Source organism: Paenibacillus sp. ACRRY, assembly GCF_022346995.1.
Taxonomy (GTDB): domain Bacteria; phylum Bacillota; class Bacilli; order Paenibacillales; family Paenibacillaceae; genus Paenibacillus.
The window spans coordinates 715,670-731,483 of sequence record NZ_JAKRNM010000001.1; the positions used below are offsets into that span (position 1 = coordinate 715,670).

At 40.3% G+C, this 15,814-nt stretch carries 18 protein-coding genes; 12 read left to right on the top strand and 6 right to left on the bottom strand.

The annotated features are described in order from the left end of the window. Positions 1-86: 86 nt before the first annotated feature. The gene (locus MH144_RS03075; RefSeq protein WP_239297608.1) at positions 87-1,058 is read right to left on the bottom strand and encodes an alpha/beta hydrolase; all 972 of its coding nucleotides are present in this window, start codon (positions 1,056-1,058) and stop codon (positions 87-89) included. Then, the gene (locus tag MH144_RS30695) at positions 1,055-1,189 is read right to left on the bottom strand and encodes a hypothetical protein (protein ID WP_275439946.1); all 135 of its coding nucleotides are present in this window, start codon (positions 1,187-1,189) and stop codon (positions 1,055-1,057) included. Before MH144_RS30695 ends, MH144_RS03075 begins: the two co-directional genes overlap by 4 nt. Positions 1,190-1,425: 236 nt before the next feature. Between MH144_RS30695 and MH144_RS03080 the strand changes: the two genes are divergently transcribed. Beyond that, entirely contained in the window at positions 1,426-1,941 is a 516-nt protein-coding gene (locus MH144_RS03080) for a TetR/AcrR family transcriptional regulator (protein ID WP_239297609.1), read from the top strand. Between the two features lie 89 nt (positions 1,942-2,030). Here MH144_RS03080 and MH144_RS03085 read toward each other — a convergent pair whose 3' ends face one another. Further along, entirely contained in the window at positions 2,031-3,050 is a 1,020-nt protein-coding gene (locus tag MH144_RS03085; protein WP_239297610.1) for a HAMP domain-containing sensor histidine kinase, read from the bottom strand. Between the two features lie 55 nt (positions 3,051-3,105). After that, entirely contained in the window at positions 3,106-3,783 is a 678-nt protein-coding gene (locus MH144_RS03090) for a response regulator transcription factor (RefSeq protein ID WP_239297611.1), read from the bottom strand. Between the two features lie 296 nt (positions 3,784-4,079). Between MH144_RS03090 and MH144_RS03095 the strand changes: the two genes are divergently transcribed. The 10 genes from MH144_RS03095 to MH144_RS03135 all read left to right on the top strand — a co-directional run bounded on the left by MH144_RS03095 (position 4,080) and on the right by MH144_RS03135 (position 12,371). Beyond that, positions 4,080-5,036 (top strand): poly(ethylene terephthalate) hydrolase family protein, encoded by a 957-nt coding sequence (locus tag MH144_RS03095; RefSeq protein WP_239297612.1) that lies wholly within the window; start codon positions 4,080-4,082, stop codon positions 5,034-5,036. 400 nt (positions 5,037-5,436) lie between these two features. After that, positions 5,437-7,767: an ABC transporter ATP-binding protein/permease gene (locus tag MH144_RS03100; protein ID WP_239297613.1), complete on the top strand. Its 2,331-nt coding sequence runs from the start codon at positions 5,437-5,439 to the stop codon at positions 7,765-7,767. A 181-nt stretch (positions 7,768-7,948) separates the two neighbouring features. Continuing rightward, positions 7,949-9,304 (top strand): alpha/beta hydrolase family protein, encoded by a 1,356-nt coding sequence (locus MH144_RS03105; protein WP_239297614.1) that lies wholly within the window; start codon positions 7,949-7,951, stop codon positions 9,302-9,304. Positions 9,305-9,309: 5 nt separating this feature from the next. Further along, positions 9,310-9,444: a hypothetical protein gene (locus MH144_RS30700; RefSeq protein ID WP_275439947.1), complete on the top strand. Its 135-nt coding sequence runs from the start codon at positions 9,310-9,312 to the stop codon at positions 9,442-9,444. 267 nt (positions 9,445-9,711) lie between these two features. Then, positions 9,712-9,882, top strand: coding sequence for a hypothetical protein (locus tag MH144_RS03110; RefSeq protein WP_239299319.1), 171 nt, complete (start codon positions 9,712-9,714; stop codon positions 9,880-9,882). Further along, positions 9,836-9,946: a stalk domain-containing protein gene (locus MH144_RS03115; RefSeq protein ID WP_239297615.1), complete on the top strand. Its 111-nt coding sequence runs from the start codon at positions 9,836-9,838 to the stop codon at positions 9,944-9,946. Before MH144_RS03110 ends, MH144_RS03115 begins: the two co-directional genes overlap by 47 nt. Before the next feature lie 52 nt (positions 9,947-9,998). Continuing rightward, complete coding sequence (locus tag MH144_RS03120; protein WP_239299240.1) at positions 9,999-10,058, top strand: hypothetical protein; 60 nt, start codon at positions 9,999-10,001, stop codon at positions 10,056-10,058. Positions 10,059-10,305: 247 nt separating this feature from the next. Next, positions 10,306-11,094 carry a stalk domain-containing protein gene (locus MH144_RS03125; RefSeq protein ID WP_239297616.1) on the top strand — a complete coding sequence of 263 codons (789 nt, stop codon included), beginning with the start codon at positions 10,306-10,308 and terminating at the stop codon, positions 11,092-11,094. A 295-nt stretch (positions 11,095-11,389) separates the two neighbouring features. Continuing rightward, on the top strand, positions 11,390-11,734 hold the full coding sequence (locus tag MH144_RS03130) for a DoxX family protein (RefSeq protein WP_239297617.1): 345 nt from the start codon (positions 11,390-11,392) through the stop codon (positions 11,732-11,734). A 211-nt stretch (positions 11,735-11,945) separates the two neighbouring features. Then, on the top strand, positions 11,946-12,371 hold the full coding sequence (locus tag MH144_RS03135) for a MarR family winged helix-turn-helix transcriptional regulator (protein ID WP_239297618.1): 426 nt from the start codon (positions 11,946-11,948) through the stop codon (positions 12,369-12,371). Between the two features lie 196 nt (positions 12,372-12,567). Here MH144_RS03135 and MH144_RS03140 read toward each other — a convergent pair whose 3' ends face one another. Beyond that, on the bottom strand, positions 12,568-12,924 hold the full coding sequence (locus MH144_RS03140) for a winged helix-turn-helix transcriptional regulator (protein ID WP_239297619.1): 357 nt from the start codon (positions 12,922-12,924) through the stop codon (positions 12,568-12,570). A 175-nt stretch (positions 12,925-13,099) separates the two neighbouring features. On the opposite strand from MH144_RS03140, the gene MH144_RS03145 reads away from it, so the two are divergent. Then, on the top strand, positions 13,100-14,014 hold the full coding sequence (locus MH144_RS03145; protein WP_239297620.1) for a DsbA family protein: 915 nt from the start codon (positions 13,100-13,102) through the stop codon (positions 14,012-14,014). 217 nt (positions 14,015-14,231) lie between these two features. Here the strand turns inward: MH144_RS03145 and MH144_RS03150 are convergent, their stop codons facing one another. Then, positions 14,232-15,770, bottom strand: a complete 1,539-nt coding sequence (locus MH144_RS03150) for a glycine betaine uptake BCCT transporter (RefSeq protein ID WP_239297621.1) — start codon at positions 15,768-15,770, stop codon at positions 14,232-14,234. Positions 15,771-15,814: the final 44 nt, after the last annotated feature.

The following is a 15,814-nucleotide window of genomic DNA, read 5'->3' on the forward strand; positions in this document are numbered from 1 at the left end:
CATCACGTTCTTCGCGGAACTCAACATTACAGCAGATTTATTGATGTCAGAATGCTTCTGATCTGTATTAGGCGGACTAATCTGTCTTATTTACTCCCCATATATCGATCAAGGTACTCATTCAACTTTTCTATATATTTTAAATATAGCTTATTGTCATTTTGCAGACCGTGCCCCGAATGAGAAAACTCGAAATAATCATGGGGAACATTATTTTCTTCCAATGCATTGATCAGATATTTAACTGTTCCGAACGGGGCGACCTTGTCGTATTTACCATAGGCAGCTAGCGTTGGTACAGTATTTTTATCAATCCACATAAACGGTGAAATATCTCTGACTGCTTCATCATAGCTTGCTTTTCCTATCATATCTGTTGTAATCGCGTTACCAGACATAACGCTGAATAAGCTTGCTGCTGCCTCTGGATTCTGATCCAAACCGTAGGTAACCCAGTCCTCTGGATAAAAGCTCGGTGGACCTACCATCTCAAACACCATTTTTACAGGAAGAGGAGAGGTGTCCGCATCACGGTAAGCATACAATAGCGCCAGAGTTCCACCTGCCGAGCCACCGGATATCGCCATTCTATCGAGATTGTAGCCTAACTTTTCCGCTTCCGCTTTTACAACGGGAATACTTTTTTTGATCTCCTGTGACATAGTGTATACACTGGCTTCGGGGTTATTTTCATTACGAAGCGTATAATTAATACCAGCGGCGACAAAACCTTTTGAAGTAAGCCATTCCAGCATATTGGCATCATCGCTTTTGTCACCAGTCGAAAAACCTCCTGCATGGAGATAGACGACAAGACCATAATTTTTCTTTGTATTGTCTGCTGGGACATAGAGATCAAATTTATTTTGCTTCTTATCGTCATAGGCGATATCAGAATATACATGCCCAACGGTGTCATTCCAATGAACCTGCATCTCTCCAGACAGTGGATTGTATGTCATTTTGATGATTGCTGAAGCCGCGAACACAAGAATAAAAACACCTACATAAATAAATCCCCACAATATTTTTTTCCTGCCTTTTCTTTCATTTTTCATAAGAAGTTACCTCCAAACAATGTACCGCCGAGCAAAAAGTTCATAAATGCCCGCACCGCAAGACGGCCCAAAACGGCAGCTACGATGATAACTAAAATCAGAATAACTATACGCTTTTGTGAAAGTGTCATCTCTTAATCTCCTTATCCATTTCTTAGGGGTGTTATCCCTTGAGTTGTTTTACATAATGTTCGGGCCTTTTCCGTCAGAGGGATTTGGTTATCAATTTCTCCTTTATCTACTGAATACATCCGTTGTATGAACTCCATAAAATAGACGTATCATTTTTTGTGTAACAAATGTATCATTGGTTAAAATCAGAATCAATGAATCAACAGAAAATGATACAGAAAGGAAAAAATGTAACGTGGAAGATAAAAGATTGAAAAACACACATGTGAAGCTTCAAATTACAAAATCACTTCTTGATTTGTTGAAATTGAAAGAACTCAAGGCGATTACAATCAGTGATCTTACCTCAACAGCACAAGTAAGTCGCGTTTCGTTTTACAGAAATTATGATGAAAAAGAAGATGTGCTGAAAGAATATCTTTATCAATTAATAGACAGTTGGTATAAGGAATATCAAGATAGTGGTGGTACATCGGAAGATGAACTTTTGGGGAGTTTGTTCGGACACTTTAGTAAAAATAGAGATTTTTATCTGCTTCTTAGCCAAAGGAAATTGTTCTATCTGCTGAAAGAAATACTCAAAGAACTATTCGGGCCAAAACCAGAATATCCAAACTTTGGTGCTTATGTAGCAGCTTATTTTTCATATGGATTGTTCGGATGGATTGAAGAATGGTTTGCTAGAGGTATGCAGGAAACTTCAGAAGAAATGACTTTACTTTTAAAAAATCGTGAGTTAAATAAGAATTAATTTCCTGTAGTTGCAGGAATTTGAATATGCATACCATAAGTGAATAATCCCATTTTCTCAATCTAGATGCTGAGAAAATGGGATTAATTCTAGGTTGAAGGAAGAATCACTTCAAAAGTTGTACCTGTGTCACCTGAGCTTGCAACCCGAATCGTCCCACCATGCAATATAACAATCTTTTGCGCTATACTTAAACCCAATCCATTGCCAGGGGAGGCGTGAGAAGGATCTCCTTGATAGAATTTATCAAATATGTGCTTTTGCTCATAGGCATCAATCCCTGGACCGTTGTTGTGAATAGATATACTAACATGTTGAATCTGCGAATTCATATCGATTGTGATCTCGGAATACGAAGGCGAATACTTAATGGCATTGTCCAGAAGATTGATCCAAACTTGACTAAGCATATCTTCATTTGCAGTAACCATAAATTCAGAAGAATCAAACTGAAAGGTTATATTTTTCACAGACCATTTCGGCTCCAACAATACAATAACCGTTCGGATGTGCTCGGTTAAGTTGAAAGTTGTTTTCTCAGTGATGATGGCTTGGCTTTCGATCTTGGATAACTGAAGCACATTTGTAGCAAGTTCTGCCAAACGTTCCGATTCATTGATGATGATATCCAAATACTCATTGCGTTCCTCATCGGATAAGTTTTTTCTTTTCAGAACTTTCGCGTACCCTCGTAAGGAAACGATCGGTGTTTTAAATTCATGCGAAAAATTATTAATAAAATCGGACCGCAGCATTTCAAGACTACCGAGTTCTTCAGCCATGTGATTAAAACTTCTGTTCAACTTTCTTAACTCTTTAGGCCCCTTAAGGTGAATACGGACGGAAAAATTCCCTTTGGCCAGCTCTTCTGAAGCATGTATAACTTTTCGAATGGGAGAGAGCGGGATTCGGCTAAATATCAACGATGCAAGGATACTGACCAGAATACTCACGGTTCCAAAATATGTAACAAGAACTAAGCCGCCTCCTGAATTAGGGTCTTCGGCTGGAGGGGAAGTGTAGAGTCCGATATACACAAAAAACACGACAATGACCAACGAAAGAAAAATGGATATGAGCAAAATAAACAACACAATGAACGTAAACATAAAAGTTAGCCCAAATCCACGTAACGATCTCTCTCTGAGAAAGTTTATTATCCTTCTACTCACTATGTTTTACCGCCTTGTAGCCAATACCTCGGATGGATATGATTTCAAATTCCGGATAATCTCCAAATCGCTTTCTTAGACGGTTGATGTGAACATTTAACGTAATATCACTTGTTTCAGAGTCCATACCCCAAATTTCATCCATTAACTGAATACGGGTAAATATCTTATCTGGGTACGACAGCAATTTGTACAATAAATAAAATTCCTTCTGCGGCAATGTCTGCACTTCATTCTCTCTTGACACCGATAATTCATCGTATTGCAGCATGATTTTTCCTATTTGAAGCTTCCGTTCATTTTGGATCTTGGCTCGCCGAAGCAAAGCCTTAATCCGAAGCAGCATTTCGTCTTCGTCTACAGGTTTGATCATATAATCGTCTGTTCCTGCCATAAAGCCTTTACGTTTGTCTGCCGGCAAATGTTTTGCACTAACCATCAGAATAGGAATATCATTTTTGCTCTCTCGGATCGTTTGAGTCAGCTCGAATCCATCCATTTGAGGCATCATGATATCAAGAACCATTAAATCAATATGCTGTTTGTCTAATAATTCTAATGCCACGGTGCCGTTCTCCGCCAAAAACACCTCGTATCCTGCAGACCCAATGATCGTTTTCATTAATTTGGCCGTATTTTTATCGTCTTCTACAACGAGAATTTGAAACATTCCCATCAATCCTTTCCGTAACTATGTAATAACTGAACTGGCATTCTATCATAATCTCCTGTTTGATGTGAACCACGAGTAAGACGCTTTTGTTTATTTTCAGTTTATATACTCATGGTAATGTAAGTCCAGCGGCGTGCAATTATCAAACTCAGGATGTGCCGGATCTATATTAGAATGATCAATTGCTTGTAAAATTAGGTTTACAAAATCATGTGCATGTTATTCTGGCCATGATTTCATGAAATAACCGTTAAATGATGGGGAGAATGGAAAGGTTAATGAGGTGAAGGTTTATGAAAATAATCAAAAGAATAGCGCTGACTGTAGTGGTTATCGTAATTGTTGTTATTGTTGGGATTTTAGCGATTTTTTCGTATCGTAATCAAAATTATTATAAGTTAGTAAAGACTGATAAACCTAGCGAAGCACAGTATACAGCACTCGGGCCATACAAGGTTTCTTATCAGGAATTTGACTCAGAAAATGAAGCCTTTAAAAAAAATGAGATTTGGTACCCATCCGAAATGAAAGAAAGTTCGTCTGAACTTCCCCTCGTTATCATGGCCAACGGTACGGGGATCACAGCTTCAAAATACAAAGCAGTTTTTAAACATCTGGCTTCATGGGGGTTCATTGTGGTTGGTAATGAGGACGAAAATTCGCGAACAGGAGCATCATCATCTGCGAGCCTTAACTTCATGCTAAGTTTGAACGAGGATAGCACTAGTGATTTTTATGGAAAGATTGATGTAGATAACATCGGAATTGGGGGACATTCACAAGGCGGCGTAGGAGCAATAAATGCGGTAACCAAGCAGGACAACGGCAGCTATTACAAAGCCATGTATACAGCTAGCACCACTTCAAGCTTTTGGGGACAGGAAAACCAATTGGGAACGGATTGGAGCTACGACGTATCAAAGATCAATATTCCCTATTTTATGGTTGCTGGTACAGGATCTTTTGATGCGGGAACTGCCGAAGACATCACGGCAACCGAAGGACAAGGTATTACTCCACTTTGGTCACTTTATAAAAATTATACGGATATTCCCGATACAGTAACCAAAGTTATGGCAAGGCGGGTCAACACGGACCACGGTGATATGCTCACCCATGCTGACGGATATATGACAGCCTGGTTTATGTATTGGCTGAAAGGTGATCCACAGGCAGGAAACGTATTCTATGGTAACGATGCAGAGTTACTTGCAAATGAGAACTGGCAAGATGTTATGAGAAGTCAATGATTCATGCTGACATACTGCTATAACCATGCGATCATTCTGATCAAGGACTGGATTCCAGTCCTTTTTTAGTGAAAAAATCTGAATTCGTAGAAATAAATCTGGTTTGCTCAAACTCCCTGTATATGGGTCTAGAAAGGTGTGGGTGGATCATTGTATGAGGAACACCCAAAACGGGGAATGAACGACTACTTGCTATAAATAATTTCTTCGGCAGGTTCACATGTATGAAGATCGTCCCTATGTATACGTTTTAGTTGAGTTTTACATGGAAAGTTCCTTATGCCAATAGGGATCTTTCTTTTTTTTCCTTTCGTTTATTTTCAGTTTATTTGAATCCGCTATAGTACTTTAAGAGCCAAGGGCAATGTATTGAATTGAATCAAATCTGGAGGAACATAGAATGAAGCTTAGATTAATGAATATTAAAAAAACGTACACGAGCGGTGAACATGTAATAGCCGTAAAAGGAGTAAGTGTGGGTTTCCGTCAAAATGAGCTGGTTTCCATACTCGGGCCCTCGGGATGTGGCAAAACTTCGCTTTTAAATATTATTGGCGGGTTGGACCAATACGAAAGCGGAGATCTATTGATTAATGGAATTCCCACAGCTAAGTATAAGGAACGGGATTGGGATGCTTATCGTAATCATTCCATAGGTTTTGTATTTCAGAGTTATAACTTAATCGGGCACCAAACGATATTGCAGAATGTCGAAATCGCAATGACACTATCTGGGGTTAAGTCGGCTGATAGGAAAAGAAGAGCCAAACAAGCGCTACGCGAGGTAGGACTCTCACAACATATGAAGAAAAAGCCAAATCAGTTGTCCGGAGGACAGATGCAGCGGGTTGCCATTGCAAGAGCACTGGTTAATAACCCGGATATTATCCTTGCGGATGAACCAACAGGTGCTCTAGATAGTCATGCCAGTGAGCAGATCATGGATATTCTAAAAGCCGTTTCCGAAACAAGACTAGTGATCATGGTCACCCATAACACCGAGCAAGCAGAAATCTATTCAGATCGCATTATCCGCATGTTAGACGGTCAGATCGTATCTGACAGTGATCCTTTACATGAAGATGATGTGTCAATGGAAGAAACAACTTCTAATACGGACAAAATAAAAATGAAGAAAACATCCATGTCCCTGCAAAGCGCAATGATGCTATCGTTTCGAAATCTGTTGACCAAAAGAGGCAGAACACTTACGACCGCTTTTGCAGGCAGTATCGGTATTATAGGCGTAGCGCTGGTTCTGGCACTTTCCAATGGTTTATCAACTTATCTGGATTCCATGCAATCGAGTACCTTAAGTGGATTACCAATCAACATCACTGCTGGCACAGTCGAAGGAACAGGAGGAAGCTCTAATCCTACAACTAACCTGACAGAATATCCAATTCAAGATTTGATATATCCTATTCCTTCCGATGCGGAGAGTCAGAAACACGTGAACAACATCACAGATTCATTTCTTAACGATATCCGCGATCTCAATACAGAGCTTCCTAACTCCGTTTCCAATGTAACGTTTAAATACGGATTACACCTGAACCTTTTGGCAAATGGACAAGACAGCGTAGTTGATTTCAACAAAGCAGGAGACTTGAGCGGGACGTCGTATTGGCAGCAACTTCCGGAAAACCAAGACCTCGTCCTATCGCAGTATGATCTAATCGGGGAAGGAAGCCGATTACCTACTCAGATGAATGAAGTGGTCTTAGTTGTTGACAAGTTTAACCGGTTGGATAATGGATTTTTCGAGAAAATGGGCATCACGGATGTGAAATCGAATTATTCAATGACTGATTTTATTGGAAAAACCGTCCTGAAGGTTATCCCAAACAATCTATTTTACACAAGGAAAAGTAATAACGTATTTGTAGCTGCCACACCAGATGAATACAGCAAATTATACAATCATTCAACGGCAATCAGTCTCCGAATAACAGGGGTTTTGCGTGCAAAAGAAGGGGCTGAGGGTGGGCTTTTAACTGAAGGGATAGCTCATACTTACGAATTAACCAAAACGCTCCTTATGGATTCTCAACAAAGCACGATTGCAAAGGTTCAGGCAAAATCGAATATTGATGTACTCAGCGGCACTCCTTTTGTAGATGAGGAGGCCCGAGACCGAGCAGAGATTTTACTAGGGGTATCTACAAAGCCAATTGGTATCGACATATTCCCTAAAGATTTTGAGGGTAAAGAACGGATCAAAGGTTATCTGGATCACTATAATGATAATAAATCAAACACAGATAAGATCATATACTCGGATTTTGCAGAGGGCATTACCTCTATTACGAAAAAACTATTAGATGGAATTACTTATGTATTAACGGGTTTTGCCGGGATCTCTTTATTTGTTTCGACAGTTATGATTGGAATTATAACGTATGTTTCTGTCATAGAGCGTACCAAAGAGATTGGACTCCTCCGCAGTGTAGGAGCTCGCAAGCGAGATATCTCAAGAGTTTTTAACGCAGAAACGATTATTATCGGTTTAGCTGCAGGTGTGTTGGGAGTTGGAATCACCTATGCGATCACGTATCCCGTTAATTTACTTATTCAGCAATACGCTGAGATTTCCAATATCGCAATTCTTAATCCCATACATGCGGTAGCTCTTATTTTGGGAAGTACGCTTCTGACCCTTATAGCCGGTGTATTTCCATCTCGAATGGCTGCAGCTAAAGATCCGGTTGAAGCATTGCGTAATGAATAGATTGAATCTGCTCCAATATGTGGGGAGGAGTGAATAATGAAATTTATAAAAATGGGTCTGTTCTTCCTCGGACTGTTGTTTCTCAGTTTTATCATTGTGAAGTGCATTCAAGTGGGGATACTCGTTCAGTATAAAAGTGTTTTTAATGCTAGAAGCTGACCCAAACATAAGGGGAGTTCATATGAGAAAAATGATTAAAATAATTGGTATTTGTATATTGGTCATCGTTCTTTTGATCGTGGGACTGAGAATTAAAAATATGTTATTCCCTTCTAAAGTGGATAGCAGTGAACTAGATATGGATAAGATTTTTGCCCAACAAGCACAGTCTCAAGAAGAACTTCCTCCTCTTAAAAATATTGAGCAGAGAGTTATTGATATAAAATACATCAGCAAGGACAATATTGTGGACACCCGCCAAATGAGGCTCTATATTCCGGAGGGGGAGCAGCCGATGCCGGTCATCTATATTCCTCACTATGAAATGACCGAGGATGCTGTGGAATTGCGCAAATATCTGGCTGAAGGATGGATGGTTGCTTCACCGACAAACTTTGATAATAAGTACAACGGGCAGCTGACGGATGATGATCTAGTTTTCAATAACGCCGCCCTATATACACTTCGTCATATGGAAGAAGTCGATCATCAAAGAATCGCCCTGGTTGGGGGCAGCGCAGGTGGATATACGACACTCATGCTTAATGCTTTGCAGATGGGGATTACTGCTTCGGTCGCAAATTCACCGATTGCTAATGTATACTTTAATTTTTACCAGTATTTTCTGGAGGGCAACAACATAAACGACAATATGGGCTGGGTTATGCTTAAAGGATTCTTTAAAATGATAACTGCCGCAGATAACGGTGAAAAAGAAATGTTGAAAGCGATGATGGATTTGCCGATTCCGTTTTTAGGTATGGTATCCGGTATGTTTGAGCCGATATTGGATAACTTTCCGGATAAAGAAGATGTCGAAAGATGGGAAGCATTCTCCCCGGTTGCACTGGCAAATCATTTTAGTAGTCCTATTGTCATTAATCATGTTACATCAGATATTTTGGTTCCAGTCGATCAAATTTCAAGACGATTCACCTATGAGGAAAACGGAAGTTCTATGCCGGAGGGATTTTCAACAAGACTGGACAGCAGCAATCCGGGAGTTCTCGGACATTCGTTGGAAGAAGAACTGCCCGCAGATCTTACTAGAACAGAGCACATTATGATTACTGATCCGGATAAAGACAGTATACTTCCGTATGACAGTAAGAAACCGTTTAATCTGAACATTTATGACGATGGAGCAACAGAGTCATACGGGAGTCACAGAGCGACTCCGGAACAGGTGTCATTGATGATATTCCGTATCTTACAGATATGTTCTCCCTCAGCTTGGCGGAAACTGAAATGTTGCTACCCCAAAAGCTGCTTCTCCTTTTGGATCGTTATCAGGGGAATAGTATCTCATTGCCTGTTCATGAAGGAATTGATGATATGGCTTATGGCTCCCTTGTCATTTATCAAGAGGAAGTCGTAGAGGAATTGTCACAATGGGCAAATAATCATTCGCTGAATGAACTGAACCATTTTATCCAGGAATTGATCGCAGATATGGATGACGAAGTGGTACAGAATCGATACATAGACACATGGGAGGAGATAAAGGTAGAATTATAAGGAACGTTAATGAATAAATGCAGCATCTTGTTAATAATTCAACAAGGTACTGCGTTTTTTATTTTATTTGCTAAGTAATAGCCCAAGAATATATTTTTTCTGTTTTTACATATGAAACTTCTTGATCTTTTAGTGAGATGAAAAATATTGGACCACAACTTCTTATCAGGTATAAGCGTAATTACCATTACACACCAGTAGAAGAGGGGATAGAAACCAAATGATTAAGGTTTTTATCATTTGGTCAGCTCACCAGGAGTGGCATAGATGGAGCAGGATACCCTTGAAGTAAGTTTTCAAGACGAGCAATTGGAGCAAGCCATAAAGCAGCTTCTAAAAAGGATGAAAATGCTCCCATTATGCAGAAAAGATATGAAATCAGTAACCTTGGTTGATAGGGGAGAGATCCTCTGCGCTAAACGTAGCACCGTTTATTGAATCGAGCCGAGCTTATGTATCCATTCGATTTGTTTCGGAACGTTTGGGTTTGAAGGTGGAATGAAACCAGAGCAAAAAAAGAGGTAACCATCAGCAAAGATAACATGACGATCCGTATGAAAGTGAACTCGAAGACAGCGAAAGTGAACGGGAAAGCAGTTCACCTTTACTTTTGAAGAAGAATAGTTCATTGGTGCCCGTACGCATTGTGTCCGAGTTGCTGGGTTCCCCCGCAGAATATTTCGCGAATCCCTAAACCGTAATAATCTTTAAACAAAAATAGAATCACTACTTACGGACAAATTCCTCCTGTAAATATTGCCGGAGGTTTTTGAATTATGATTGGTTAAATGCGAAAAAGATTGGTTTGACTGTTAATCTAATAGGGTTAAAGTATAAAAGCGAACATAAGGGGAGGCATACATGAAAAAAACAATACTCGTACTAACACTCTCATTAGTGTGTACTCTACTAATCGGTAATCCTCGGACTAGCTTCGCAGATCGTATTTCGAATCCAATCGACAATGGGAAAATCGAAAATGGGCGAATGCTGATTCCTATACGTGCTGTCTCAGAACACTTCCATTCAGAAGTGATCTGGAACCAAGATAAAGCAAGCATTACCATTACTCGCGGAGAGCGAGAACTCTTGCTGCGTGTTAATTCTCGCACTGCCTTTATTAACAACAATGCGATCAGTCTTGATATGCCTGTACGAATTGATAATAACGGGACAACGTATGTGCCAGCACGTCTTTTTGCTGAAGCCTTTGGTGGAACAGCGCTGTGGTCCCAACAAGAGCGAAAAACAACCATTACGATCGGTCTCGAACAGGTCTATATCCATACAGAACCATTAAAGCCATGGAGGATGAGTCAGGAGAGAATAAACGTTCTGAATAAGAAGATAAATGAAGCTACTGATCTCTCCAGTTATTCGCAAATTCGTGAGTATTTCAAGCCTTATTTTACGGAAAAGTTTATTAACAAGATTATTCGTAGCAAAGGAATTCAAAATAACGCCATCCTAACAAACACAGCCAGTATTAGCTATGACAGTACCACATCAGGACGAATGCACCAATCGGCTTACTTTGATACGAACTCTATCCAAATGGAGCTTATTAATCGGTATGTATTCTATACTTTCGTTGATAACCAATGGAAGGTTGATGATGTGAATGTGGGTAGGCAAATCATCGATCCATAATATGGACGGTAGCAAGGCTTTTAATTGGAGCCGTTAAACTGAATCCTTAGAGAGTATTCAAAAAGCAACCGATCTGTGTAGAACGGTTGCTTTTGTTTTGTGAAAAGAATTATTCAATGTTGACAATGTGAATCAGATCAAACAAAATATATGCTGTAGCATGTATCTTGTTTGGAGGGGTGTGAATATATGATTATGATGTGTGGCTGTTGATGAGACTAGGCATCACTCATAAAACATGCTATAGCATGTTTTCATTTTCGCTAGTTATTTCAGAAGAAAGAAGGATGTTACTATGTTTATCTTAGTTACAGCTATCCAAGTAATATTATGTGTTATTTTCCTTTTTACTGGTTCTAAAATCATTTCAGGTCAAATGGCGGATGAATTCAAACGTTTTGGGCTTCCATCATTCTTTAATATCTTGACAGGTTTGTTCGAACTTGTCGGGGCCGTGGGAATGGTTATTGGTATCTGGATTCCGGTTATAGCTCTTTGGGCAGGGTTGCTCTTGGGAGGCACCATGCTGGCAGCAGCATTTACACTAGTTGTTCTGGCAAAAGATCCATTTCAAAAAGCAATTCCAGCCATTGTATTATTTGTACTTAGTTTGAGTGTGTCTATCATCCACTTATTCTAATCGTATTCACTATGCGATGATCTCACCAGATGCATCCTCTATGATTAAGACTTTCTGGGGGCTAGGATATAAATTGGAGATGAAATCCGGAATCAGTTAACGCTATAGTTCCTATTGGCTACAGCTTCTCCTTAGTGCTTTCTTGTGATTTGTAAGACCATCGTAGATCACCTATAATGGTCATAAGAATAGGAAGAATGAGGGTAATTCCATGGACTTATATAACGTTACCGGTTTTTTAATTCATCGCACAGATGTTAAATTAACTAATTATTTCACTAAACAATTAAAGCCTTATCATGTGACTCCTGAGCAATGGAGCATTATTTGTTACTTAGATTCTGACAGAGCGTTGACGCAGAAAGAATTAGCGGAGGCCATAGATCGTGATCAGACGACGGTAGTTAGAATGATACATTCTTTAGAGCGTAAAGGAATGGTTCACCGAGTACTAAATGATCAAGACAAACGCTCTCATTATTTATATCTATCTGAGAAGGGCGCTGACGTGAAACAGCAATTATTAGTAACGGTAAAAAACGCTCATGACTATGTCACTCGAGGACTAGATACTGAGGAGTTATCGCAGTTAAAGTCTCTTTTGAATAAACTCTATTCCAATGTCCAAGAGGAATAGTGGAGAAAGGTAGCTAGAATAAATATCTTCAAATACATGCTATAGCATGTATTATTTACGCTAATGTGCTGCTGCATGAACAGTCAGTTGTCGATGAAATGTGTAGATCAGGAACAGAAGCGATAAAGTAGCATCTAATTTTAGCGAAACCAAGCAGAAGCGCACTTAATTAAGGAGTTTTCTGCTTGGTTGTTAATTAACTTGAGGTGTAACTGGTATGTTTTCCTCCTGAATTAATATGATCCTCGCCCCAACTTACTATGGATTCTATTAAAGGTACTAATTTCTCTCCTGAGGCTGTTAATGAATATTCGACTCGGGGTGGGACTTCATTGTATTGTTCTCGATGCACAATCCCATAATCAATCAGATCTTTCAAACAATTGGTTAACATGGTTCCCGTAATGCCATGAAGCTTTCTCTTCAATTCATTGTAGCGAATGGTTTTATCTTCACTAAGAATGGCTAGTATTGGCAAGTTCCATTTACCACCAATCACTTGAAACGCATAAGTAGCTGGACACAATTCATCCATTTTAAAGTTGTATTTCACCTTAAAACCTCCAATAGTTACTTATTGATACTAGGTAAGAAAAATAATAGTACTTGTTCAAAATAATGTAGGTATTATAATCATACTACACGAAGATATTCAATGGTATCACTTTGAAAAAATATTACTGAAATCGTGTGTTCACGGGATTTAAACACGAAAAGGTGGGATAAACATGAATGAAAAAAACATGATGTGTGATCTGGAAACGGGAGTATGTGGAGAGACAGGCGATGATGCCGTGCAAGAATTTATTCTAAATCCAATTGAAAAGAAGGTAACGATTTACTACGCAACAGATCCAATCTGTTCCCATTGCTGGGCACTTGAACCCGTATTGAATCGTTTTGTGGAAGAGTACGGTCACTATTTCGATCTAAACATTGTGATGGGAGGACTACTTGCTAGCTGGCAGGGTTTCTTGGATGGCGGTAATGGAATCCAAAAACCTTCTGATGTGGCGCAGCATTGGAAAGAAGTAGGTGAACACTCCCGGATGCCGATAGATGGATCATTGTGGCATACCAACCCTATTCTTTCTTCGTATCCTCCTTCCCGAGTATATAAAGTAATTCAAAGCAAAGAGGGTGGGAAAGAACATGAATTTCTAAGAAGTGCTCGTGAATCGGTGTTTGCTTTCAATCGAAATGTTGCTGAAGAAGAAATATTGGTCGATATCGTTAACCAGTTGGGTATGGATGGTAAGCAAATTGTGGAAGAGGCCAGTTTAGAATCAGCCCAGGATCTATTGGAAGAGGATTTTCAAATGGTAGCTCGTCTTGGAGTCAGAGGTTTCCCTTCCATTGTTATGGTCAATGAAGAGAATAAAGGCGTAAAAATTGTGGGAGCGCGATCTCTGGAAACCTACGTGCAAGCTCTACAGCAAATGGTCAGTGAAGATCTCCAGCCTAAAGAGCTACCTACATTAGAAAAAGCACTTCATGCAGGAGAATTACGTTTCTCCAAAGAAATTGAAATCATGTATAACATTGAAAGAGACGCTGTGCAGTCGTTTGTTGAATCTCACTTACCTGATAACTCGTATCGTGTTCATCAGATTTTAAACGAGATGTACGTTCAGCGAATATAAGAGTGAAGCTAAAACCATGGCATAAAACTGACGAGACAAAATGGGGCAAACATTCGGTTGCCGTCAATGCGTTAGAATAAAGTTAAGAAAAAATGAATGTAAGCCAATGGTTGTATGTATGAGTTGAGAAAATACGCTAAAGTCTCATAAAAAGGCACCCGCCTAAAGGCAGGTGCCATCTCTATAGTGATCAAGTATATATTACCTGCAAGGGATCTCATTTTGCGAGTTCTTGTTCCTCCAGCAGTCGTTTCAGTTTTTGGCGCTGCCGTTTTTCCTTCTGACGGCGTTCTCTGTCCTCAGCCTGCAAGGCTTTAAGTAGGGAAACACACATACCGATAAGGACAACAGCAAACGGCAGCGCGGCCACAATGGAGGCTGTCTGGAGGCCGTTTAAACCACCGCTAATCAATAATACTACCGCGATGGCGGACTGCAAGATTCCCCAGGTTAATTTTACTCTTGTACTCGGATCCAACTTGCCATCTGAAGTCAGCATGCCCAGCACAAAGGTAGCCGAATCCGCCGACGTAATAAAGAAGATCATGATCAGAAGAGTAGCAACGAATGCTGTAATCGTGCCTAGAGGCAGCTGCTCCAGCATAAGGAATAGAGCGGTTGTTGTGTCTTCTTTGACGGCCTCCGCCAGATGGGTGGCATTGAACAATTCCAACTGAAGTCCGGTTCCTCCAAAGACGGAGAACCAGATAAATCCGAAGAGGCTTGGAATAACCATGACGTAAATTACAAATTCCTTAATGGTTCTTCCTTTGGATACCCTTGCGATAAACGTGCCAACAAAAGGTGCCCACGAGATCCACCATGCCCAGTAAAATAGCGTCCAGGTTCCAATCCAGGTTTCTCTGGAGAACGGCGTCAGTCTCAAACTCATGTTAATAATATTCTGCAGGTAACTGCCCAAGGTGGTCGTGAATGTATCAAATATAAAAGAAGTCGGCCCAGTCACCAAAACAAACAACATTAATAGCACAGCTATAACGAGGTTGGTGTTGCTCAAAATCTTAATACCTTTATCCAGACCGGAGGTTGCCGAGATTAAAAACAAAACAGTTACAATGGCGATGATGACAACTTGGGACAGTGTTGAGTTGGGAATACCGAATAAGTAATTCAACCCCCCACCGATCTGAAGTGCACCCAAACCAAGCGAAGTCGCAACACCGAAGATGGTGGAAATGACGGCCAGAATATCAATGACCTTGCCAAGCCAGCCTGCAGCAAGCCGTTCACCGATCAAAGGAATAAAGGTGGAACTGATTAGCCCCTTGTAGCCTTTCCGAAACTGGAAATAAGCGAGCGCTAAGCCGATGACGGTATAGATGGCCCAGGGATGCAGCCCCCAGTGGAAAAAGGAATAACGCATTGAAAGTCTTGCGGCTTGCGTTGTTTCGGGTACCGCTCCTTCCGGTGCAGATAAATAGTGGGACAGCGGTTCAGCAACTCCCCAGAAAACCAGCCCAATACCCATACCAGCGCTAAACAGCATGGACAGCCAGGAAACCGTAGAATATTCCGGTTCATCATCGTCATCCCCCAGCCTGATACTGCCAAATCGGCTGAATGCCAGATAAAAAGCGAAGATCAGGAAGAACAGTGTCGCCAGCAAATAAAACCAGCCAAAATTCTGAATAGAGAAGTTGTAGGCTACGTTAGCTGCATTAGCCAGCTGATCTGGGGCGACAGCTCCCCATATTGCGAATAGTGCTACGATGATAATTGTGATTGTAAATACCATGAAGAGACCTCCGTTATGTAAGCTTCATCCAACTTTTCCGTAGT

Coding starts and splice junctions, on each gene's coding strand:
- MH144_RS03130 (WP_239297617.1), top strand. CDS start 11,390: ATGTTTATCTTAGTTACAGCTATCCAAGTAATATTATGTGTTATTTTC.
- MH144_RS03135 (WP_239297618.1), top strand. CDS start 11,946: ATGGACTTATATAACGTTACCGGTTTTTTAATTCATCGCACAGATGTT.
- MH144_RS30695 (WP_275439946.1), bottom strand. CDS start 1,189: ATGACACTTTCACAAAAGCGTATAGTTATTCTGATTTTAGTTATCATC.
- MH144_RS03095 (WP_239297612.1), top strand. CDS start 4,080: ATGAAAATAATCAAAAGAATAGCGCTGACTGTAGTGGTTATCGTAATT.
- MH144_RS03105 (WP_239297614.1), top strand. CDS start 7,949: ATGAGAAAAATGATTAAAATAATTGGTATTTGTATATTGGTCATCGTT.
- MH144_RS03090 (WP_239297611.1), bottom strand. CDS start 3,783: ATGTTTCAAATTCTCGTTGTAGAAGACGATAAAAATACGGCCAAATTA.
- MH144_RS03145 (WP_239297620.1), top strand. CDS start 13,100: ATGAATGAAAAAAACATGATGTGTGATCTGGAAACGGGAGTATGTGGA.
- MH144_RS03100 (WP_239297613.1), top strand. CDS start 5,437: ATGAAGCTTAGATTAATGAATATTAAAAAAACGTACACGAGCGGTGAA.
- MH144_RS03085 (WP_239297610.1), bottom strand. CDS start 3,050: ATGTTTACGTTCATTGTGTTGTTTATTTTGCTCATATCCATTTTTCTT.
- MH144_RS03110 (WP_239299319.1), top strand. CDS start 9,712: ATGGAGCAGGATACCCTTGAAGTAAGTTTTCAAGACGAGCAATTGGAG.
- MH144_RS03075 (WP_239297608.1), bottom strand. CDS start 1,058: ATGAAAAATGAAAGAAAAGGCAGGAAAAAAATATTGTGGGGATTTATT.
- MH144_RS03150 (WP_239297621.1), bottom strand. CDS start 15,770: ATGGTATTTACAATCACAATTATCATCGTAGCACTATTCGCAATATGG.
- MH144_RS03125 (WP_239297616.1), top strand. CDS start 10,306: ATGAAAAAAACAATACTCGTACTAACACTCTCATTAGTGTGTACTCTA.